This is a genomic window from Mesorhizobium sp. B2-4-12 (assembly GCF_006441575.1).
GTDB lineage: Bacteria > Pseudomonadota > Alphaproteobacteria > Rhizobiales > Rhizobiaceae > Mesorhizobium.
On the sequence record NZ_VFVC01000029.1, the window covers coordinates 42416 to 63095 of the forward strand.

Sequence of the window (20680 nt, forward strand, 5' to 3'; positions counted from 1 at the left end):
AGCAAAAACAGGACAGAAATGACAGTTCGTATTGCAGTAATCGGCGCCGGCTTGATGGGCGCGGATCATGCCAAGGTAGTCGCGGAGGAACTGCCCGGCGCAACCCTTCAATTGGTTTGCGACATGGATGAGCAGCGCGCTCGCCGCGTCGCCGATGCGTGCGGGGCCTTCGACATTGCGACCGACCCCAAGAACGCCATCGCGCGGCAAGACGTCGACGCCGTCATCATTGCGAGTCCCGATTTCACGCATGCGCCGCTTGCGATGGCCTGCATCGCCGCCGGCAAGCGGGTGCTGTGCGAAAAGCCCCTGTCACAAGCCTCGGCTGACTGCGTCGCGGTGATGGAAGCCGAACAGAAGGCGGGGGCGAAGTTCGTCCAGCTCGGCTTCATGCGGCGTTACGATCGTTCCTACCAGGAGATGAAGCGGGCACTGGATGATGGCCACCTCGGCCGGGCGCTGATGATGCATAATTTCCACCGCAATGTTGAAACGCCTGCAGCCGATTTCACCGGTGCGATGGCTATTACCAATTCCGCCCCGCACGAATTCGACGTCGTGCGTTACGTGCTGGGGACGGAATATGCCTCTATTTCCGCATTTCAGCCGAGACGCTCGGACGCGCGGGTCGCGCCCGTCGTGATGGTGCTGGAAACGGTGGACGGCCAGCTCGTCAACATCGAGATCAACAACAACGCAGCCTATGGCTATGACGTCCGTGCCGAGCTGATCGGCGAGCGGGGAGCCGTTGCGACGAATAATGTTGCGTACACCCGCACCGAGTCCGCGCTCACCCAAAACACAAGCTACGACGCAGACTGGCGGACCCGCTATTACGACGCCTATCGCCGCCAGAACCGCGACTTCCTTCGCTTCGTGATGACTGGCGAGTTCCCCGCGATCGCCTCGGATTGCTGGGACGGCTATTGCGCCGCCGTCGTTGCCGAGGCTGGCGTGGTGGCGCTGAGGGAGGCCCGTCACACACCCATCCAGATGATTGCAAAGCCGGAGTTCTACGCGTGAAGCTGGGTTTCGTTTCAGACAGTCTCGGCAACCTGCCGTTCGACGCCGTGCTCGATCATGCCCGGCGCATGGGGGTATCCGGCATCGAGGTGAACACCTGTGGCTGGTCGACCGCCCCGCATTTCCGGCTGTCGTCCATGCTGGGCGACAGGGAAGCCCAGAAGCGGTTCGCCGGAGCGTTCGAGGAACGCGGGCTGGAGATCATCAGCCTGAACGCGAACGGCAATCCGCTGCATCCGACCGATCCGTCCCAGGGCGAGGGGTTGAAAGACACGATCCGCGTCGCCGGCGAAATGGGCATCCGCACCGTCTGCACGATGAGCGGTCTGCCGGCCGGTAGCGCCAGCGACAGCCTGCCAAACTGGGTCGTCTCCTCCTGGCCGCCGGAAACGCAGACCATTCTCAGATATCAATGGGAAGACAGGCTGATCCCGTTCTGGTCCGAGATAGTGGCGCTGGCGAAGGAAAACGGTGTCGAGCGCATCGCACTCGAACTGCACGGCAATCAGTGCGTATACAACGTGCCCTCGCTTCTGAAATTGCGAGAAGCGGTCGGGCCTGTCGTGGGCGCCAATCTCGACCCCTCGCACCTGTTCTGGATGGGCGCCGACCCACTCGCCGCCGCCGAGGCGCTGGGCGAGGCCGTGTACCATGTTCACGCCAAGGATACGATGCTCAACCGGCCCGTTCAGGCCACGACCTCGCTGCTCGAGAATGGCAGCCTCATGGACATTCCGGCCCGCTCCTGGAGCTACATCACGCTTGGGTTCGGCCATGGCCAGGAGTGGTGGCGGCAGTTCTGCTATCGGCTCAAGATGGCTGGCTATGACGGCTGGCTTTCCATCGAGCACGAGGACGTACTTCTCAATTCGCTCGAGGGGCTGGAGAAGTCCGTCGCGCTGCTCCAGGGCGTGATGCCATCAGCCCCCGCGGACTTCAAACCACAAAATATCTGAGGAGACACTCAATGCCCTGGGTCGACGCATGCGCCGCCGATGACATCGAAGCCGAGGAAGCCAGGCGGTTCGACAATGGCGGCCGGGCCTTCGCAATCTTCCGCAACGACGCCGATGAATATTACTGCACTGACGGACTGTGCACGCACGAGGCGATCCACCTTGCCGACGGCCTGGTCATGGGCAACACGGTGGAGTGCCCCAAGCACGCTTCCGTTTTCGATTTCACGACCGGCGAGGTAGAGACGCCACCGGCCTGCGAGAACCTCAGGATTTACAAGACGAAGGTCGAGAACGGCCGCGTCATGGTCGAGGTTTGAGCCGTCATGAGCCAACCGTTCCAACTGGCAGCCTGCGCCGAAATGCTTTGGCGCGATCGTCCGATGGCTTGGCGCGTCGCGCGGCTGCATGAAATGGGTTTCGGCGTCGGATTGTGGAATTGGCCGGACCATGACCTCGCGGCGCTCGAGAAGACAGGCGCAACCTTCACGATCATGAACGGCTATCTCGAAGGACGGCTCGCCGACGAAGAGGGCGCCGACATTCTCCTGAAATCGGCGCTCGAGACCGCAAGGGTTGGAAAGCGCCTCGGCATTGCCCGGTTGAACCTGCACGGCACCGGGCTCGGCGAGGGTGGCATTCCCATCGTCAAGACCGACGTCGAGACCGGTCCGATGTGGCTGAAGGCGCGGGACACGTTGAACCGCATCTGCGACATGGCCGAGGCCGAAGGTGTCGTCTTCACGCTCGAAAATCTGAACCTGCTCGACCACCCTGGCTGCCCGTTTGGCTCGACGGCATCGGTGCTGGCATTGGTGTCGTCGATCAACAGACCCCAACTGCGGATCAATCTCGACCTCTATCACACGCAGATCGGCGAAGGCGATATCGTGCGCTGGTGCGAGAAGTGCCTGCCGTTCATCGGCGAGGTGCAGGTGGCCGACAACCCGGGTCGTTGCGAGCCGGGAACGGGCGAGATGAACTGGCCCTACATCGCAAGAGCCCTGTTCGACATGGGGTATCGCGGGCCAGTGGGTCTGGAAGCGTTTGCCCAACACGATCCCGGGGCGGCGCTGGACGCTTTCCGGCGGGCGTTCACGGTGAGCGATGAACTATAGGGGAGGCTGACCATGGGCATGTATCACAACCGTCCTCATGTCGAGGACATCCGAAAGATGAAGCGGAATGGAAAGAAGATCTCCATGCTCTTCGTCAGCACGCCCGACGAAGCCGCGGCAGCAGCGGCAGCGGGCATTCACATGCTTTCGATCGAAGGCCGGTATTTCGATCAGGAAATGCGGGATGCAGCCGGCAACTGTTTCGTGCAGGTCGGTCTGCCTTATGGCGGCTGGGGCAGTTTTGCCGGCCGTCCGCTCGCGACGGCGGAGGACTATCTGCGTGCGGCCTTCCACTTTGCCGGCATCGGAGGCGACGCCTTCTACTGTGCCGCGTCCTACGATATCCAGAAGGCGCTTTGCGACAACCACCTCCCTGTCGTCGGCCATATCGGCCTGATCCCTTCCTACATCACCTGGACGGGTTGGCGAGCGGTCGGCAAGACGGCGGACGAAGCGCTCCGCCTCTGGCGACATACGAAGAGACTGGAGGAGATCGGCGTCTTCGGGGCGGAGTTGGAAGTCGTGCCCGACCGCGTTGCGAAATTCCTGACCGAAAACTCATCGCTGGTCATGCTCGGTATGGGTGCCGGCAGATATGCGGATGCGCAGTATCTGTTCACCGAAGATGTCTGCGGCTACGGCAAGAACCACAAGCCGCGGCACGGAAAGGTATACCGAAACCTCAGCCCGGAGCTGCAAAAGATCCAGGACGAGCGCGTTGCGGCCTTCAGGGAATACAAGGCCGACGTCGATTCCGGCCGGTACCCCGGTTACGAACATACCGTTTCGATTGGGGATGCCGAGTTCGACAGCTTCATGCAAGCAGCAAAACGGTGAAACAATGCCTTTGGGGCTACCCATTTCATCACGAGCGGATGCCGGACAAGTCGTGGTTCGCAACACCAGGGCGCCGACGCTCGATGAACTCAAAACGCTGATTGCCAAGCGGGAACTCATCCTTCCGACGAATTGGAAACTGTCACCCGTATGATGTTTGCAGAGCCGGACTACGTCGCCTTCGAGAAGTCGGCCTCGATCGCACGCCGGTGCAACGTCTCCACGACAACCCTGTCTCGCCTCGTTCCGCGCCTTGGCTTCAGGTCCTTCAAAGAAATGCAGAACTGCTTTCGCAATTATATTCTTGATCGAAAGGCGCAGCGGAAACCCAGCTAACATGTGCGCTTTGATCTGAAATGAGCCGGAAATCGGACATTTTACGGAAAACAGGTTCATGTTCGAAATTTCTGGCACTGAAAGCAGCATTGTGAGAGACGCGGGGGCGGCGAAGATGATTGATGCAAGTAAGTCAACGCCAACCCGCGCGATCGAAGTGCTGGCTGAAGCTGGCATTCTCGTCGAAACGACCGGCAAGAAGCGTGACCGCAGCTTTGCCTATCGAGCCTATATGGAGCGTCTGCGGATAGGGACGGACTTGCCTGATCGCAGATGACACGAACGGGTCAGGGCTGGCGTCTGCTCCTTGAGGCTATGACCGATCATTGGTCGGCTGCTTCTTGGGGCACAGCGGTAACAACTGCTTCGCAGGTGCGTCGCGCACTACTGATTGCCCAAAAAGGACGGCCGGCCCTGATCAGTGCCTGCTGCGCTTGCCGCGCTTTGGTTTCTTGCTCTTGTCAGGCTTGGAACTGTAGGCACCTTCAATGGTCCGCAACGCGTCTTCAAGAGGGATGCCGCACTTTCTGGCGTAGTAATCCGCCTCGGCCAATGATTCCTCCGACACGGCTTCAATGATCAGCCTAGCTTTGTTCCCCACGGCAGACCTCCGGCGTTCACCGGGCCCGTTCCGTTCGATTCAGGCGACACGTCCAAGCCGATAAGGCGCTCCTGCCGGAACTGACAGCCGTCACGACCGTTTTCATTCATATGCGGGCCAGGCTTGGAAAGCTAAACAGAGGAGGATGAAAATTGACTGTCATTCTCATCGGTGCGCTACTCATCGTCGCCGGCATTGTCTACATGGCAGGCGCGGCACTCTCATACGGCCGGCTCAGCAATTTGGCACCGCTCGGCACTCCAGCCGACCGGTCGGCCTCAAGGCTGGCAACGCCTGGCCCAACTCTCGAACCGCGACGGCGTGGGTTCGGGTTTCTCGGCTTCTCGCGCAACTGGCCAGGCCTGCTAATGATAGCGGTCGGCATCGTTCTAATGTTGTCGAGCGCAGTGCCTTAGGCGCGGTGCTAGGCGGCGCGACGGTCGCTTTCGTTCCGAACCCTAGCTGCTTCGCTCATAGGTTCGCCAGACCATACGAGGTCATAGGATGTGGGTTGGCTGACATCCGCCAACTAGCATGTTGTCCGGGCTAGCCGGTGCTGCAGCTTCGTCGCTCTGCATGCTGCCTCAACGCCAGAAGCGCCTAGTGTTGACAAAGGTGTCGTGTGCTTCCGCGGCGTCATCGAGAAGCTTGGATTTCTCCTCGGCGCTGAAGAGATCCTTCGCACCGGCCACATCCGAAAGCTCCAGCGCTGCCAGCAAATCGGGGGCGGTGGCGATATCGTTGAGGTTGCCGAGCTGATCCTGCAGGCTCTTCATCGCCTCGATGAATCGTCGATGGCGTTTGACTTCCGCCTTGCTGTTGTAAAGGGGTTCAAAGAACTCCGCCGCGTAGCGCAGTTTCTTTGCGGCAATGCGCACTTTGTGGCGGGTCTCGTCATCGGCATCAATGAGGTTGTTGCCGCCCTTCGCCACCTTTTTCCAAAATTTATCAAAGACACTCGAGGCGAAATCGCTTAACGACTGCTCGTCCGATTGGGTTCGCCAGTCTCTGATGGAGATCCACTCGATGGCATCGATCATCAACGAGCGGGCGCGCACCGAGGAGAGCGATGCTTCGACCGCCACATAGGCGTCGTCGCGCGCATCTTGAAGACGGCTTGAAAGAGCCTCGCTCGAAGCGCGGTCGATCATCACGTCAATATTGCGCGCATCGCCAAGTTCCGAGGTAAGCCATTTAAATTCTTCCCGCAGGTGGTCGAAACGGCTGTCGTCGAACAGGGACTTGCAGATCGAAAACAGAGATCGCAGCCGTCGCAGCGACACACGAGCCTGGTGCAGGGCCTCTGCATCGTGGGACCAGCCCAGCGCCGTTTCATTCAGACGAAACTGTCTGAGACAGGCTGCGGCGATACGCGCGAAAGCCGTTGCCGCGCTCATCTCGGACGAGAGCGGGGTCGCCGCCGATTTCACAGCACCCGGCGCCGAGTCAAGCAGACGATAACCCCGTTCTGCTTTGCTCAGCACCCCGAGATGCGCCGGCGTGATCAGGTCGACTTTCCGGGCGAGCGCAAACAGCGCCTTCGGCGAGCCTACCTTCTTTTCCAACTCGATCTCGCAGACCGGCGCCTCGCGATCGGCTGCAACGACCTTGCCAAGATCCAAGGCGACTTCGACTGTGGCGCCGCTGTCCGTCACATTCCAACGATGCCGTTTGACATGAACCTCGAACAAGGGCGCCAGCCTTGGGCCAGCCTCCGCAAGCAGGCCTCGGATCTGCGGATCGTCAAGCACCGGAATATCGTCGGCGACCGGCCGCTCCCATTCCTCGCGTGCGAACGATCCGGCCGCGGCGTCATTGCTGGCTTTGACGGTTTGTATCCGTTCATTTCCCGATTTGCGAATGCGAAGCGACAGGCCGCGCTTGGACAGGTCCCTTCCCGGGGTGTCGAAATAGATCGATCTTTGCTGGAGAATGGTGGGCGAGGCTCCGAACGGATTTTTCTTGAGGAGCGATCCCGCACCCGACCGCGAAAGCTCGAGCTTCAGTTCCGTTTCCTGCATAGTGTCCTCGGCGCAGCGTCGCTTCGCATTGTGCGTCATAAACCTGTCACAAACAACTGGACCAGCTGCGTCCGGATCTCAAGCCGGCCGAGGTCGAGGACATCCTGCGCCGCCGCCAGGCGCTCAAGGTGCGGTATCATTGGCCGCGAGGCAGCGATCGGCATCGAAGTGGCCGACAGACAGACCCGCGTGGAAGCCGGGCTGGCGGAAACCGAGACCATCCTTGCGGCAGCGCAAGCACGCTGGGATCGGGAAAAGGCACTTGACCGAGATTCTCGACCTGCGCGATTTCATCGTCCTGCTCCTGTTCTTTGCCTGGACGCAAGCTGTGGGGACGCCTGTTTGTAGCCAGTCGGAATCTCGCCGTCAGACCATGGTGCTGGCCTGGCCGGGCGGGACTTTCAACGACCCGCGACGCGCCTCGTCCACTTGAATATCGTATTTGTGGACGAGTTCGTGCGCCATATGCGCCATCATGACATCCTAAAAAAACGGCCGAAGCAACCTTATCGCCTGAAGAAAGTTTCTGTGTTTCGAAGCCGATCATGTGGCGAAGCCGATATGGCTATCTCACCATCCTGAGTGCCACGGTCGGTGTCGGAGTGAATTGCTCAAAGGTCTGCTACAAGCCTCTACCTAAGCAAGCACTTTGGCGAGAAAGGATTGCGTCTGAGGATGAGAGGGGTTGCCGAGCACGTCCGCTGGCCTTCCTTCCTCGATGATCTCGCCGCCCGCCATGAAGACGATGCGATCAGCCACCTCGCGAGCAAAGCCGATCTCGTGGGTCACCACGATCATCGTCATGCCGCTCTCCGCCAGATCGCGCATCACATCGAGCACGTCCGATACCAGTTCCGGGTCTAGTGCGCTGGTCGGCTCGTCGAAGAGGATGAGTTTGGGCTGCATGGCGAGGGCGCGCGCGATCGCCACGCGTTGCTGCTGGCCGCCCGAAAGCTGGCGGGGATAAGCGTCGACCTTTTCAACGAGACCGACCCGCTTCAGGATGGCATGCGCATGTTCTTTCACTTCCTCGCGTGCTTGCCGCTTCACTCCGACTGGTCCCTCCATGATATTTTGGAGAACAGTCATGTGCGGGAACAGGTTGAAGTGCTGAAACACCATGCCGATGTGGATGCGCTGGCGCACTATCTCATGCTCGTGCATTTCCTGCAGGTAGCCATTGTGCTCCCTATAGCCGATCAGTTCGCCGTCCACTCGGATGCGGCCATGGTCGATACGCTCGAGGTGGTTGATGCAACGCAGAAAGGTGCTTTTACCCGAACCGGACTGACCGAGCAGACATGTCACTTGACCGTTCGAAACGGACAGGTTTATCCCCTTGAGAACCTCTAGAGAGCCGAAGGATTTTCTTATCCCTGTCGCCTGCACCATCAGCTTGCTCTGTGGCCTTGTCTGAAGGGTCATGACGGCCTCCTTTTCTCGCTGGCCGCGAGTGGACGGGCGCGTAATAGCCCGAGAAAGGAGCCGATGCTTTGCCATGGCGTGGCAGGGAGGTTGCGGCTGCTGCCGCGGGCGTAGTGACGCTCTATGTAATATTGGATGACGCTGAGCACCGAGACGATGATCAGGTACCAGATCACCGCGACCATCAGCAGGGGGATCGTCTCGAACGTGCGCGTATAGATTGTCTGCGCCGCGAAGAGCAGTTCCGGCACGGCGATGATGCTGACCAGCGCCGACATCTTGAGCATGTTGATGGTGTCGTTGCCGAGCGGCGGGATGATGACGCGCATCGCCTGCGGCAGCACAACACGCCGCAAGAGCCGCCAACGCGACATGCCGATCGACTGGGCCGCTTCAGTCTGGCCATGGTCGATGGAGATGATGCCCGCCCGGATGATCTCGGCGCTGTAGGCGGCCTCGTTCAAGCCGAGGCCAAGGATGGCCGCGATATAGGGGGTGATGAGCGCGTTGGCGTCAAGCTGGACGAAGTCCGGACCGAAGAAAGGAATGCCGAGCGAAATGTTCGGAAACAGCGCCGAGAGGTTGTACCACAACAGCAGTTGCACCAGCAGCGGCGAGCCACGGAAGAACCACACGAACAGCCATGAGGAGCCCGACAGGACCGGGTTGGGGGATAGCCGCATGACGGCGAGCATCACGCCGAGCACGACGCCCATCACCATGGCGATGGCCGTGAGCTCGAGCGTGCGCCGCACTCCCAGCAGGATCGTGTCGGAGGTAAAGTATTGCCCCACCACGGACCATTCGAAGCGGGGATTGGTGAAGAACGTGTGCACCGTCAAGGCCGCAAGCAGCGCTACGAAGGCGACGGCCACCCAGCGCCATGGGTGCCGGGCCGGCCTGATTACCAGGTCGATCGTGGGATCGCCGCCCATTTCCGTAGAACCGGTCTCCTTGATGGACATGGCGAACTCCCAGGATTTTGGCTGCCGGGTGGCCCCTTACTTGCCGTCGTTTATCGTGGCCTGCTTGATGGCGCCGACCTCCTGGCCCCATTTCGCCAGGATCTTGCCGTAGGTGCCTTCATCGATCAGCGCCTGCACGGTGGCCTGCAATACCTTGGTCAGCTCGTCGGACTCCTTCGGCAGCACCAGCCCGTAGGGCCGCGGCGCATAGGAAGTGCCTGGCACCTCGAAGGCGCCCTTGTGCTGTTGCGAAATATAGGCGCCCGCGGAGGTGTCTATCATGGCAACATCGGCCCGGCCCGACTGCAACGCCAGGACGATCTTGCTGGTGCCGGGCAGGACCTTGGCATTGACTTCCGCCTTGCCGGCCTTCACGCAATCCTCGGAAGCCTTCTTGGCATCCTCGATTTCCGTGGTGCCCTTGTCGATGGCGGCGGTGACGCCGCAGATATCGGCGAGGCTGTGGACGTTCTTGGGATTGCCCTTCTTGACCAGGAAGCCTCCACCGGAGGTGAAATAGTCGACGAAATCGACCTTCTTGCGACGTTCGTCGGTGTCGGTCATCGCCGACATCGCCATGTCGTAGCGCTTGGCCGCAAGCGCGGGAATAATGGCGTCGAAGCTCATATTCTCGAATTCCAGCTTGACCCCGAGCTTCTGGCCGATTGCTTCCGCCAGATCCTTGTCGAGACCGATGATGGTGGTGTTGTCCGTGTCGTAATATTCGAATGGTGGATATTCGACGTTGCTGGCGACCCTGATCGTTCCGGCGTCTTTCAGCTTGGCCGGGAGCATGGCGTTGAGCTTCGGATCCATTTTGGTTGAGATAGCGCTTTCGGCGTGAGCCGAGCCCGCAAGTATCGATCCAGCCAAAAACAAAGCCGCCGCGATGCTCGAGGCGAACCGAGCTCGACTAGAATGTTCATTGCGCATGCGTTTATCTCCCCTGTTGATGCCGTCTTGAAGCTCGCAGTTTTTGACCGGTGAAGGCGGCTGACCGTCGCTAACGCCTCACTCTTCGGTAGGCGCACGATGTTCCCGGCCTCAAGCTCTCTGGTTCCAGGCGTTTGCCCTTGTGCCGCAGGCGAAGACAAAGTTTACCTATCGATCTTTCCATCGAATCCTTCACTCCGGCCGCACGTCAGAGGCAAGACACCTATAGCAATATATACAACTTTCCAGAATCAGCCTTGTCAAGCGCGATCATAGCGGGAGGCCAGTTTTATTCTGACACAGATGATCAACTTGTACTAATATGTGGACACATTCGATCTCAAACGCATCGGCAAGTGGCGACATGAGCAAGACGACGACTAGGACCGAGAAGGAATTGACCCACGGCAATGGCGAGATCGGAGTTTCGCTGGGGCAGCGGGTGCGCAACCATGTTTTGGAGAAAGTTAATTCGGGGGAATGGCAGGAAGGCTATCGAATCCCGTCTGAATCGCGTCTTTCAGAGCAGTTGGGCGCCTCCCGCATGACAATCCATATTGCCATGCGGGATCTCTCCGCCGAAGGCATTCTTGTGCGCCGACAGGGTGCCGGCACTTTCGTCGCCGCCCGCCAGGGTCAATCCACGCTCATGGAATTGCGCAACATACAGTCCGAGATCGAAGCGCGCGGCAATCGCCATACGACTGATGTCATCAAGATGGAGGAGGTCGATAGCGACCTTAATATCGCGACGGAACTGAATGTGGTGCCAGGCACCACGGTATTTCATTCGCTGTTGGTTCATAGAGAGAATGGAAGGCCGCTGCAGATTGAAGACAGATACGTAAACCCGCAGTTTTCTCCGGACTATCTGGAGCAAGACTTCACAAAAATAACGCCCTATGTTCATCTGATGGCCGTTGCTCCCCTGGAGGAGGTCGAGCATATCATCCAGGCCGTCCTGGTTGACGAGTTCAACTGTGAGTTGCTCGAAATGAAGCAGGGAGAGCCCTTGCTTCTGCTGCGCCGCCGCACATGGTCGCGCGGTATGATTGCATCCAGCGCACGCTTCCTGCATCCGGGCTCTCGCTTCAGTCTTGCCGCGCGCATGTCCTTTGGTCGCTAGTTAGTGCTCTCGGAGGCGACGCTCACCCGTCTTGACAGTTGCAGGGCAAGTGAAAGATATCTAAGTCACCTATACAACTATGTGCAATGGATGTCGTCATGTGGGAGCCAATCTTTGCCGTTGGCGATCAGGGATCTGAGGCCCCTAGGCCTAGCGGCCGGCTGGCGGGATTGCCGAGCTACGGTCGGGGGCGGGCGGGGCAAGGCGTCGTTTTTGCGCACAGGCTCGGCTCCAATGAGGCGCCGGACCCACCCAGCGCCGCCATTCAGGCCGCCGTGGCAAGGGCAATGGCGGGTGCACACCGCTATCCGGACCTGCGTGGCGAAATGCTGGTGGAAGCGTTGGCAAGCCGGCATGGCTTGCCCTCCGACATGATTGCGGTATCCGCGGGCTCGGTCACCATGCTGGACCAGCTCGTCCGAGCATTTTGCGACCCGGGCGACAGGGTCATCACCGCCTGGCGCTCCTACGAGGCTTATCCGATCATTGTCGGCGGAGCGGGGGCGCGCCTCCTGGAAGTGCCGCTGGACAGCGACCATCGGTTAGACATGGCAGCGATCCTCCACGCCTGCAGGTCCCAGGCGCGAGTGGTGATCATCTGCAATCCCAACAATCCGACCGGCACCATGCTTGGGCCGGCTGAATTGGAGGCTTTGCTGGATGCCATACCCGCGCAAACGCTCGTTATCCTCGATGAGGCTTATGCCGACTATGCCGACGAGGCGGGCATGGTTGCATCCTCTCCCGCGCGACGTCTTTCCCGACATCGAAACCTGGTCGTGCTGCGCACCTTTTCCAAGGCTTGGGGGCTTGCCGGCATGCGGGTCGGCTACTGCCTCGCGGATCGCAGTATCGTTGCCGCGGCGAACACGGTTGCGCCGCCCTTTCCGTTGCCGATGACCGCGCAGGCGGCGGCACTTGCCGCGCTTGCCGAGGGGGACGTGGTAACGGCGCGAATAACGGCCAGCGTTGAGCAGAGACGGCGCATGTCTGAAGGTCTCGCAGCTCTTGGGTTCCAGGTTGCGCTCTCGAAAGCCAATTTTGTATGGCTGGCGGTCGGCGAGGAGGCGGGGGCGCTGACCCTTCACTTGCATGCGGCCGGCATAGCGGTGCGCTGTTTTCATGGCGAGGGGGTGCGTGTCACAACGGGGACGGCCGCAGATACCCAGGCCCTGCTCACAGCGGCGGCGGCGTGGATGTCGAGATGAGGCAAGCGGCGCGGGACAGCCATCCACCGGCGCCCGCGGGTCGGCTACCTTGTCGCCCATCATGACCCCGACAGGATATTTTTTCACGGCCGCAAACCGTGGTCCCTCGATCCATTCCAGAGCCTTCCAGCAGGCTGCGGACTAACAATCAGTTGAGCGCCATGTCGAGACAAACCACCCTTCCCAACGCGTTCGAGCAAACCATGCGCGACCGGTTTGCGGATCGTTTCCAGACCGGTACGGCCATCTGTGCTCAACACGGTTCCACGGCCACCTGGATCGAGAACCAGCCCCCGGATGGCGTGGTCTTTGCCGAGAGCACCGAGGAGGTGGCGGATATCGTCACGCTTTGTGGCGGCGCCGGCGTGCCCATCATTCCCTTCGGTGCGGGCAGTTCGCTCGAAGGTCAGGTCAATGCACCAAGCGGCGGTATTTCCGTCGACCTGACGCGGATGGACCGCATTCTTTCGGTCAATGCCGAAGACATGGACTGCGTCGTCCAGCCAGGCGTGACACGCAGCCGCCTCAACGACTATCTGCGCGATACTGGCCTTTTCTTCCCACTAGACCCTGGTGCCGATGCAACGTTAGGCGGCATGGCCGCCACCCGTGCTTCGGGTACGACAGCCGTGCTCTATGGGACGATGAAGGACGCGGTCCTGTCGCTTCAGGCCGTGATGCCGAATGGCCGGGTGATCCGCACCGGCCACAGGGCGCGCAAGAGTGCGGCAGGCTACGATCTGACGAGGCTGCTGGTCGGTTCCGAAGGCACGCTCGGCATCATCACGGAGCTGACGATTCGGTTACGCGGCATTCCGGAGGCGGTGTCGGCGGCTCGCTGCTCCTTCCCAACCGTCGAAGATGCGAGCAACGCCGTCATCGGCGGACTCCAATTCGGCCTCCCCTTTGCACGGATCGAACTGTTGGACGCAGCCACGGTCAAAGCGGTCAACGCCTACTCGCAATTGAGCCTTCCGGAGATGCCATTGTTGCTGGCCGAGTTCCACGGCACACCTGACACTGTCGCCGAATTATCGGTGCGTTTTGGCGAGGTCGCGCGTGAGTTCGGCGCCACCGCTCTGGACTGGACGACCGATCCGCAGGAACGGAGGCGGCTGTGGAAGGCGCGCCATGACCTGTTCTGGGCGGTCCTGGGTCTACGGCCCGGCGCCAAGGGTATCAGCACCGATGTATGCGTGCCGATCTCGCGATTGGCCGAATGCATCGGCGCGGCGACCGAGAGGGCGCAATCGCTGGGGTTGCTTGCCCCGATTGCCGGCCATGTCGGTGACGGCAATTTCCACAATTTGATCCTCATCGATCCGCAGAACCCGGCAGAGCGGGCCGCCGCCAAATCCTATATCGGCTGGTTGAACGAGCTCGCTCTTTCCATGGAAGGAACCTGTACGGGCGAGCACGGCGTGGGGCAGGGCAAACGCTCCTACATGGAGCGCGAGATGGGCCCGGCGCTGGACGTGATGGCGGCCATCAAGGCTGCGATCGATCCGAAGAACATCATGAACCCGGGAAAGATCTTGCCCGAACGATCTGAGAAGACAAGCTGACGCTTGGCGAACCTCATCAAGGCAGTGACGATAGAAGGCATTGGGCAGGGCCTGCTCATGCATGGTCAAACGCGTCAACGATGGCTTGCGAAGCCGGATGCACGATCGCGCTCTTCGCCCCGTCGAGCGAGCGAGCGAGAATGATTGGCTCCCAGGCGAAATCCTCGGTAATCGGAACGCTGGCAAGCGGCTCTCCGTCATAAGCGGATCCGCCCAGCGGGCCCGAATAGGCGATGCCAATGCCCTCGCCATGAGCGGCCAGGCTGCGCATGACCTCTAGCGCCCGCACTCTGTGATGGACGACCGGCTCCGCACCGATCCGTCTGAAGAGGCCCAGGACGTGCCGAACCGACAGCCCTTCTTCGAAGAGGATCAAAGCGCGTTGGCTGAGGTCCTTGAGACTGACTTCCCGCAAGTCAGCCAAGGGATCATCGATCCGCATCAGGGCGTGGGGTTGAACGGATGTGAGCGGGCGACGCAGGAAACTTGCGTCGAGACCGAGGTCGAACGTCACGGCGATGTCGATGCGCGACTGTAGCATGTCGCGGGCGAGCGTCTCGAAATCGGCGATACGATAGCGGATCTCCGCTCCTGGAAGCTTGCTGCGCACGGCACCGAGCAGGCGGCCGATGTGAAGCGGCGCCAGATCCTCGAATAGGCCCAAGGTCAGGCGGCCGACAGTCGCATGCCGGGTGCGGGCAGGATCGTCCAACTGGCGGGCTTGCGAGAGGATGTCCTCGACCTTGGCGAGATAATCCCGACCAAAATCGGTCAACTCGACCGGGGCCCCCCTGCGTCGGATAAAAAGCTTGCGCCCAAGACGCCGCTCGACCTGGGTGATGGCGACCGAAAGTGAGGGTTGCGAAACGTTGAGCTGCGCGGCCGCACCGGAGAGGCTGCCGAAACGGCCCACGGCCGAGACATATTCGAACTGGCGAAGGGTAAGGTATAGCATTAGCCTAAAAGCATATTAAAATACTTATTATTTGCAACTATGAATGAGTGCGTGTTTGCTCGAACCATCAAATCGGGAGAAAGCAATGACACATCCACTCGTCGCACAGGAACAGATCGAGGCCTATCAGCGCGACGGCGTCGTGCTCGTGCGCGGGCTGTTCAAGGACCACGTCGAAGCGCTGCGGGCAGGCGTCGCCCGCAACATGGCGGAGCCCAGTCAATACGGCGCCGAAAACCTCAAGCCTGGCGAAGCAGGCCGCTTCTTCGACGATTACTGCAATTGGGACCGCATTCCCGAATTCGAGAAGGTGATCCGTCACTCGGCGGCCGGCGAGGTGGCCGCGGAACTGATGAGGTCGGATTCGGTCCAGCTTTTCCACGATCATGTCCTTGTCAAGGAGCCCGGCACATCAAAGCCAACGCCCTGGCACCAGGATGGGCCCTACTACTTCGTCGAGGGGATGCAGACGGTCAGCTTCTGGTCGCCGCTGGATCCGGTGCGCGAGGCCTCGCTGCGCTGCGTCGCTGGCTCGCATCGTTGGCCCAAACCGGTATTGCCGACGCGCTGGCTCTCGGAAGAGAATTTCTACGCCGATAGCGACACCTATATCCCAGTCCCCGATCCCGATGCCGAGGGCATGGACATCCGCGAATGGGAAATGGAGCCGGGCGATGCCGTCGCCTTCAACTATATGACCCTTCATGGCGCACGCGGCAACGAAGCGGCAACACGCCGGAGGGCCTTCTCCCTGCGGCTCGTGGGCGACGACGCCCGCTATGTCCAGCGACCCGGGCGTACCTCGCCTCCCTATCCCGGCCATGGCATGTCGGCAGGCGAGAAGCTGCGCGAGGATTGGTTCCCGACGATCTTCCGCCGCGAAGCCGTGCGCGACGTCGGCTGATCAGCCATGGAAGATGGTCGACCGAGCATCGTGAAACCCCACGGCATAAGGCGAAGTTGCCTGGCTTTATCACGCTGCACACCTTCGCATGGTGAATGAATGTAGGTATGGTAGAGTAACCGCCACGCTCGGCGGCACGACGGTTTCTCGCCGCAATCGCCTGCCTGACCCCTCAAGCAGCGTGAGCCCTCTGACCACCGCCGACCGAAATGACGTGAACCGCATCGCGAACATATTCGCCGCTGGAGTGCTTCACGGTCTCATGCCCGGCGAAGCTCTCACCAAATGGCCATGAACGCGTTCGCCATCGCTCTCGAGCGGGCATTGGGGCGTAATCTGCGTTTCGATCGCGCGCTCCGCACCGCGGAGCGGAAGGCCGGTCACGAGGCGGCGTGCATCGCCGGTCGGAGCGCCCGGCGTTTCGTCACCCGGCCGTTGCACCATCGCCATGACTGGCGTTTTCTGAGTATTCGGCTGACCTTTTCGGCCTCGTCCGGGTGGCGGATCGTCTGGATGCGAAGCGGTTCGCCAAAGCTTTGCGCCTGCTTGTCGGCCGTTGGAGTCAGCCTCGTCGTCGTCTGAAATCAGACATCGTTCGCGACCGACGCTTGAGATCTGGTTGCTCCAAGACCCGACGATCAAGGTACGTGGTAGTCGACGCCAATATCGATAAAACCCACTATGTGATCGTCGGTGACGAAGTCGCCTATCAGGTCGACGCCGAAGGACCGCTTTGTAAGTACCTTGGTCCTGCCGATGAGTTCGCGCAGGATCTGGGGTGGGTAATGTCGGATACCTATCTTTATCACCACTACCGCGCTTGGCACCGTCGAGGTTACGGCTCTCACCTGTCGCAGCCAGCCAACGAGCCGCCGGCACCGGCTTTTGCACGATAAGGATTTCCCTAGGTGATAGCCGCGTGCAGGCGTAGCATGCCGTCGATTTGGGGGTATGCGATGACGGATGTCTCGATACGCCGGGCGGACTTCATGATGGTCCTAGCCTATGCTTCGGACCTTGCCACCGGGCATTCGCGTGACTTCGCGCTCAAATCCTGCGTGCTCGCAATGCGGATTGCCGAGCTTGCTGGCGTTTCAGAACAGGTTCGGCGCAACGCCTATCACCAGTCCATGCTGCGTTATGTCGGCTGCAACGCCGATACCGATCTGCTCTCGGCCACCTTCGGCGACGAAATCGCGCTTCGCCAGGATCTTGTCGGTCTCGACATGGGCAACCGTGCGGAACTGGGCAAGGTCTTCGTGCAGGCCTTCAAGCGGTTCTACTACGATCTCGAGCCTGACGCGCACGCAAAGGCGATCGAGGCTGCGATGGGGCAAGCGATCGCGGTGGCCCGCCCGGTGCTCACCGCACATTGCGAGGTCGCGCAGCGGATCGGCGAGCGGCTCGGACTGTCCGACGAGATCCGGCGCAATCTTGGGCAGATCTACGAACGCTGGGACGGCAAGGGCCTGCCGCGCGGGCTGAGCGGCGAGGATGTTCTGCCAGCCGTGCGCCTGATCACATTGGCACAGGACGCTATTGCGCTCAGCGACGCCGCCGGTATCGAAGCAATGGCCGAAACCATCGCCAGCCGCGCCGACGGTCCGTACGAAGCGGAGCTGGCCCGGCTCGTCTCGACCAATGCAGCGATGTTGATGCAGGGTATCGGCGCGACTGTCGACCGCGACACAATCCTGGCGCTGGAGCCCGATCCGCCGGTGACGCTGGACGAGGCGGCCTGCGACCAGGCGTTCCTCGCCATAGCCGACATGATCGATATGCGCATGCCATTTACGCACGGCCATTCGCGGATGGTGTCGGAACTGGCCGCGGGTGCGGGGACACAGGTCGGGCTGCCCGCCGCTGACGTCCGCGCGCTGCGCTGGTCGGGCTGCATCCATGACCTCGGCGAACTCGTGGTGCCGGTCGCGACCTGGATGCGCAACGGTCCGCTGTCGGTGCGCGAGCGCGACGCTGCGCAGCTGCACGCCTACTACGGCGAGCGGGCGCTGACCTCCTTAGGCCGCGACAGCGATGCGATTGCCACGCTCGTGCTGCGCCATCACGAACGGCTCGACGGCTCTGGCTATCACCGCAAGGTTGGCGGCGCCGACCTGTCGCCGGCGGCGAGGATCCTGGCGGCTGCCGAGGCGTTCCAGACATCGCGGGAGGAACGTCCTCACCGCAGGGCGCTGTCCAGCGAGGCGGCGGCGACGCAATTGCGCGCTGCCGTCCGCGAGGGCTGTATCTGCTCCGATGCCGCCGAGGCCGTGTTGTCCTTCGCAGGGCAGCCGTCGCGCCGGGCGGCGCCGCGGCCGCTGGCCGGCATGACGCCGCGCGAGATCGAGGTGCTGCGCCTGATCGCCGCCGGACTTACCGCGAAGGAGGCGGCGCGGAAGCTGGAAATCTCGCCCAAGACCGCGGACCACCATATCCAGAGCGTCTATTCCAAGATCAGCGTGACCACCCGTGCCGCCGCCGCGCTCTATGCGGTCGAGCATGGCCTTATCCGACCGGGCGAAACGCAGGCATAGGGAATCCACCCCATGTGCGCCTGCTCCGGGGCGCGCATCGTGCTCCTGTCGACGGACCAATGATGGCCCCGACCGACAGGAGGAAATCAGATGCTTCTCGCAACGACCAAGGTGGCGGACGTCGACCACTTCATCCGTATCTTTTCGACCAAGGGCGCCGACAAGCGCCGGCTGCACGGCTCGAACGGTGCAACCGTGTTCCGCGACCCCAGCGAGGCCGACCGCGTCTGGGCGATTTTCGACTGGGACGCCGAGGGCTGGAAGAACTTCGTGTCGGATCCGGAGGTGCCGGCGATCCTGCAGGAGGCCGGCCATGTCGGCAAGCCGCAGGCGGCACTGCTGCTCGGCCACTACGAGGCCTGACGTCCCGCGCCGCGCGCCGCCTGCCGCCCGGCAGCGGTGCGCCCGACCAACCCCAACAATCGGAGAAATCAGATGGACCCGAAACCAATCAAGATCGGCCTCATTGCCGAACTCACCGGCCCATTGTCTTTTATGGGCATCGCCAACGCGAACCTCGCGACCATGCTCGTCGACGACATCAACGCCAATGGCGGCCTCCTCGGCCGGCCGGTGGAGCTCGTCATCGAGGACGGCGAGACCACCGAAAACGTCGCCAAGGCAAGGGCCGCGAAACTGATCGACGTCGATAAGGTCGACGTGGTCGTCGGCGGCATCTACAGCTCGACCCGCCAGGCCATCAAGAGCGAGGCGGTCACGCGGGGCAAGACACTCTACATCTACACCGAGCAGTATGAGGGACAGGAAAACGATCCCTTGATCTTCTGCACTGGTCCCGTGCCCGCGCAGCAGGTCGAACCGCTGATCCCATGGCTCATGAAGAGCACCGGGGCAAAGCGGTTCTATTTGCCGTCGGCCGACTACATCTGGCCGCATTTGTTGAACAAAGCCGCGAGCCGGGTGGTGCGCGCCAACTTCGGCGAGATCGTCGGCGAGGAGTACTTCCCTCTCGATACCACCGATTTCCGGCGGACCGTGCAGCAGATCATGGCGAGTCGCGCCGACGTGGTGTTCAACACCATCGTTCCGCCGGGCCTGACGCCGTTCTTCGACGAACTGCACAAGGCCGGTTTCGGCAAGCGCGGCGGCAAGATCGTCTGCACATACTTCGACGAGAACTTCTTCAATCTCGTGCCTTCCGAGCAGATCGAGGGCCTCTACAGCTGCCTCGACTACTATCAGGAACTCGATGATCCGTTTGGCCGTGCACTCTTGCTTCGCTACGAGGACCGGTTCCCGGGCAGCGCGATGTTGACCGCAGGCAGCGGCTGCACCGGCCACTACCGGGCGATCAGGATGTGGGAAGCGGCGGTTGAGGAAGCCGGCACGGTTGAGCGCGATGCGGTCATCCGGGCACTCGATCATGCCCGCATCAGCGAGGGCCCGGGCGGCCCGGCCGAAATGATTCCCGGCCAGCACCATGTTCGCATGAACATGTACATCGCGCAGGCGTATGGCGGTCGCTTCCGGGTGGTCAAAAACCTGGGCCCGATCGATCCAAACGAGTGGGTGCTTGCCGACGAAATTGCGGCGGCCGGCGCCAACTGACAGCTAGCGCGCGAAGCTGGGCGATCCGGTGAAAGAGGCAGCCGAGGCGCTCGAACGATATGATGGCGGCTGGTACGTTGCTGGCCGCCAACGGAGCCGACAAGGAGGGACAGCACTGCGCCGCAAGTCGGCCATGCGACCAGTGAACCTAACCTGCCAAAAGCGACGTGCGAATGGGATGGTTGATCCTCAGCAGAGGGTTTTCAAACTAGGTACTCAGCGTGTCAAACAGTCCCCTCCGCGTTCAGTTCGAATGCCTAGCGGGCCGGCGCAGAGGCAGTGCACCGCGCAGTTCCGCCGTTGGAGATGTCCGTTGTCTTATCGTGGCCGGCTGAAGGGCAGGACAGTTGCGACCATTGTCCACCGGGACGCTCGACCGCCCACAAGGCCAACGAAACTTCCTAGTTGGTCTTCAAGCGTCCAACCCGGTTTTCGGCAATCCAGCGCGCCGCGAGCACCAGCGCACCCATGCTGAAATCCTTGCCGTGCTTGGCGACCATTTCTTCCGACAGTTTTGCCAGCTGTTCGAAAAACGCGTCCTTGCTCTTCTCCTCGGCGCTCAGTTCAGCCTGCATTATATCCTCCTGTCTTGCGCGGATCCGCG

The 20680-nt window shown here is 61.3% G+C and carries 23 protein-coding genes and 2 pseudogenes; 17 read left to right on the forward strand and 8 right to left on the reverse strand.

Translation table 11 applies throughout. The features are described 5' to 3' along the window. Positions 1–18: 18 nt before the first annotated feature. From FJ934_RS17800 to FJ934_RS17830, 6 genes are all read left to right on the forward strand, one after another. Positions 19–1023, forward strand: a complete 1005-nt coding sequence (locus tag FJ934_RS17800) for a Gfo/Idh/MocA family oxidoreductase (protein ID WP_140610890.1) — start codon at positions 19–21, stop codon at positions 1021–1023. Then, positions 1020–1979 (forward strand): sugar phosphate isomerase/epimerase, encoded by a 960-nt coding sequence (locus tag FJ934_RS17805; protein ID WP_140610891.1) that lies wholly within the window; start codon positions 1020–1022, stop codon positions 1977–1979. The genes FJ934_RS17800 and FJ934_RS17805 overlap by 4 nt, the downstream gene beginning before the upstream one ends. A gap of 11 nt (positions 1980–1990) precedes the next feature. Further along, on the forward strand, positions 1991–2299 hold the full coding sequence (locus FJ934_RS17810) for a MocE family 2Fe-2S type ferredoxin (RefSeq protein ID WP_140610892.1): 309 nt from the start codon (positions 1991–1993) through the stop codon (positions 2297–2299). A 6-nt stretch (positions 2300–2305) separates the two neighbouring features. Then, complete coding sequence (locus FJ934_RS17815) at positions 2306–3097, forward strand: TIM barrel protein (protein WP_140610893.1); 792 nt, start codon at positions 2306–2308, stop codon at positions 3095–3097. A 57-nt stretch (positions 3098–3154) separates the two neighbouring features. Further along, a complete protein-coding gene (locus tag FJ934_RS17820) occupies positions 3155–3934 on the forward strand; it encodes a 3-methyl-2-oxobutanoate hydroxymethyltransferase (protein WP_246671545.1) in 780 nt (259 codons plus the stop codon). A gap of 394 nt (positions 3935–4328) precedes the next feature. Then, the gene (locus FJ934_RS17830; protein WP_246671546.1) at positions 4329–4547 is read left to right on the forward strand and encodes a hypothetical protein; all 219 of its coding nucleotides are present in this window, start codon (positions 4329–4331) and stop codon (positions 4545–4547) included. Positions 4548–4688: 141 nt separating this feature from the next. Here the strand turns inward: FJ934_RS17830 and FJ934_RS28680 are convergent, their stop codons facing one another. After that, positions 4689–4823 carry a hypothetical protein gene (locus FJ934_RS28680; protein ID WP_281407614.1) on the reverse strand — a complete coding sequence of 45 codons (135 nt, stop codon included), beginning with the start codon at positions 4821–4823 and terminating at the stop codon, positions 4689–4691. A 200-nt stretch (positions 4824–5023) separates the two neighbouring features. Between FJ934_RS28680 and FJ934_RS17835 the strand changes: the two genes are divergently transcribed. Beyond that, positions 5024–5287 carry a hypothetical protein gene (locus FJ934_RS17835; RefSeq protein WP_140610895.1) on the forward strand — a complete coding sequence of 88 codons (264 nt, stop codon included), beginning with the start codon at positions 5024–5026 and terminating at the stop codon, positions 5285–5287. Between the two features lie 168 nt (positions 5288–5455). On the opposite strand, the gene FJ934_RS17840 is transcribed toward FJ934_RS17835, so the two are convergent. Continuing rightward, the gene (locus FJ934_RS17840) at positions 5456–6931 is read right to left on the reverse strand and encodes an inorganic triphosphatase (protein WP_348642498.1); all 1476 of its coding nucleotides are present in this window, start codon (positions 6929–6931) and stop codon (positions 5456–5458) included. 44 nt (positions 6932–6975) lie between these two features. Between FJ934_RS17840 and FJ934_RS28445 the strand changes: the two are divergent. Both FJ934_RS28445 and FJ934_RS28040 read left to right on the forward strand, forming a co-directional pair. Beyond that, positions 6976–7156, forward strand: a pseudogene (locus FJ934_RS28445) (hypothetical protein); the annotation flags it as partial. After that, a complete protein-coding gene (locus tag FJ934_RS28040) occupies positions 7155–7325 on the forward strand; it encodes a hypothetical protein (protein ID WP_181165661.1) in 171 nt (56 codons plus the stop codon). The pseudogene FJ934_RS28445 and the gene FJ934_RS28040, both read left to right, overlap by 2 nt. A 203-nt stretch (positions 7326–7528) precedes the next feature. Here FJ934_RS28040 and FJ934_RS17850 read toward each other — a convergent pair whose 3' ends face one another. From FJ934_RS17850 to FJ934_RS17860, 3 genes are read right to left on the reverse strand one after another with little or no spacing between them, the layout of a single operon-like run. Beyond that, positions 7529–8317, reverse strand: coding sequence for an amino acid ABC transporter ATP-binding protein (locus FJ934_RS17850; RefSeq protein WP_281407615.1), 789 nt, complete (start codon positions 8315–8317; stop codon positions 7529–7531). After that, complete coding sequence (locus FJ934_RS17855) at positions 8314–9282, reverse strand: amino acid ABC transporter permease (protein ID WP_246671547.1); 969 nt, start codon at positions 9280–9282, stop codon at positions 8314–8316. Before FJ934_RS17855 ends, FJ934_RS17850 begins: the two co-directional genes overlap by 4 nt. 36 nt (positions 9283–9318) lie before the next feature. Next, positions 9319–10077, reverse strand: coding sequence for an ABC transporter substrate-binding protein (locus tag FJ934_RS17860; RefSeq protein ID WP_181165662.1), 759 nt, complete (start codon positions 10075–10077; stop codon positions 9319–9321). A 502-nt stretch (positions 10078–10579) separates the two neighbouring features. Here FJ934_RS17860 and hutC point away from each other — a divergent pair. From hutC to FJ934_RS17875, 3 genes are all read left to right on the forward strand, one after another. Then, positions 10580–11341, forward strand: a complete 762-nt coding sequence (gene hutC / locus FJ934_RS17865) for a histidine utilization repressor (protein WP_140610897.1) — start codon at positions 10580–10582, stop codon at positions 11339–11341. 98 nt (positions 11342–11439) lie between these two features. Then, entirely contained in the window at positions 11440–12549 is a 1110-nt protein-coding gene (gene hisC, locus FJ934_RS17870; RefSeq protein ID WP_246671551.1) for a histidinol-phosphate transaminase, read from the forward strand. A gap of 203 nt (positions 12550–12752) precedes the next feature. Further along, positions 12753–14114, forward strand: coding sequence for an FAD-linked oxidase C-terminal domain-containing protein (locus tag FJ934_RS17875; RefSeq protein WP_246671548.1), 1362 nt, complete (start codon positions 12753–12755; stop codon positions 14112–14114). A 55-nt stretch (positions 14115–14169) separates the two neighbouring features. Here the strand turns inward: FJ934_RS17875 and FJ934_RS17880 are convergent, their stop codons facing one another. Next, a complete protein-coding gene (locus FJ934_RS17880; RefSeq protein ID WP_140610900.1) occupies positions 14170–15069 on the reverse strand; it encodes a LysR family transcriptional regulator in 900 nt (299 codons plus the stop codon). Between the two features lie 85 nt (positions 15070–15154). Between FJ934_RS17880 and FJ934_RS17885 the strand changes: the two genes are divergently transcribed. Further along, positions 15155–15973: a phytanoyl-CoA dioxygenase family protein gene (locus FJ934_RS17885; RefSeq protein WP_140610901.1), complete on the forward strand. Its 819-nt coding sequence runs from the start codon at positions 15155–15157 to the stop codon at positions 15971–15973. A 196-nt stretch (positions 15974–16169) separates the two neighbouring features. Here FJ934_RS17885 and FJ934_RS28450 read toward each other — a convergent pair. After that, positions 16170–16489 (reverse strand): annotated as a pseudogene (locus tag FJ934_RS28450) (transposase); the annotation flags it as partial. A gap of 131 nt (positions 16490–16620) precedes the next feature. Here FJ934_RS28450 and FJ934_RS28045 point away from each other — a divergent pair. The 4 genes from FJ934_RS28045 (at position 16621) to FJ934_RS17910 (ending at position 20076) form a co-directional block, all read left to right on the forward strand. Further along, positions 16621–16869, forward strand: coding sequence for a hypothetical protein (locus tag FJ934_RS28045; RefSeq protein ID WP_181165665.1), 249 nt, complete (start codon positions 16621–16623; stop codon positions 16867–16869). Between the two features lie 60 nt (positions 16870–16929). Next, the gene (locus FJ934_RS17900) at positions 16930–18507 is read left to right on the forward strand and encodes an HD domain-containing phosphohydrolase (protein ID WP_140610903.1); all 1578 of its coding nucleotides are present in this window, start codon (positions 16930–16932) and stop codon (positions 18505–18507) included. Positions 18508–18597: 90 nt separating this feature from the next. Continuing rightward, complete coding sequence (locus tag FJ934_RS17905) at positions 18598–18870, forward strand: hypothetical protein (RefSeq protein WP_140610904.1); 273 nt, start codon at positions 18598–18600, stop codon at positions 18868–18870. Positions 18871–18942: 72 nt separating this feature from the next. Then, positions 18943–20076: a substrate-binding protein gene (locus FJ934_RS17910; protein WP_140610905.1), complete on the forward strand. Its 1134-nt coding sequence runs from the start codon at positions 18943–18945 to the stop codon at positions 20074–20076. Between the two features lie 401 nt (positions 20077–20477). Here the strand turns inward: FJ934_RS17910 and FJ934_RS28050 are convergent, their stop codons facing one another. After that, complete coding sequence (locus tag FJ934_RS28050) at positions 20478–20651, reverse strand: hypothetical protein (protein WP_181165666.1); 174 nt, start codon at positions 20649–20651, stop codon at positions 20478–20480. Positions 20652–20680: the final 29 nt, after the last annotated feature.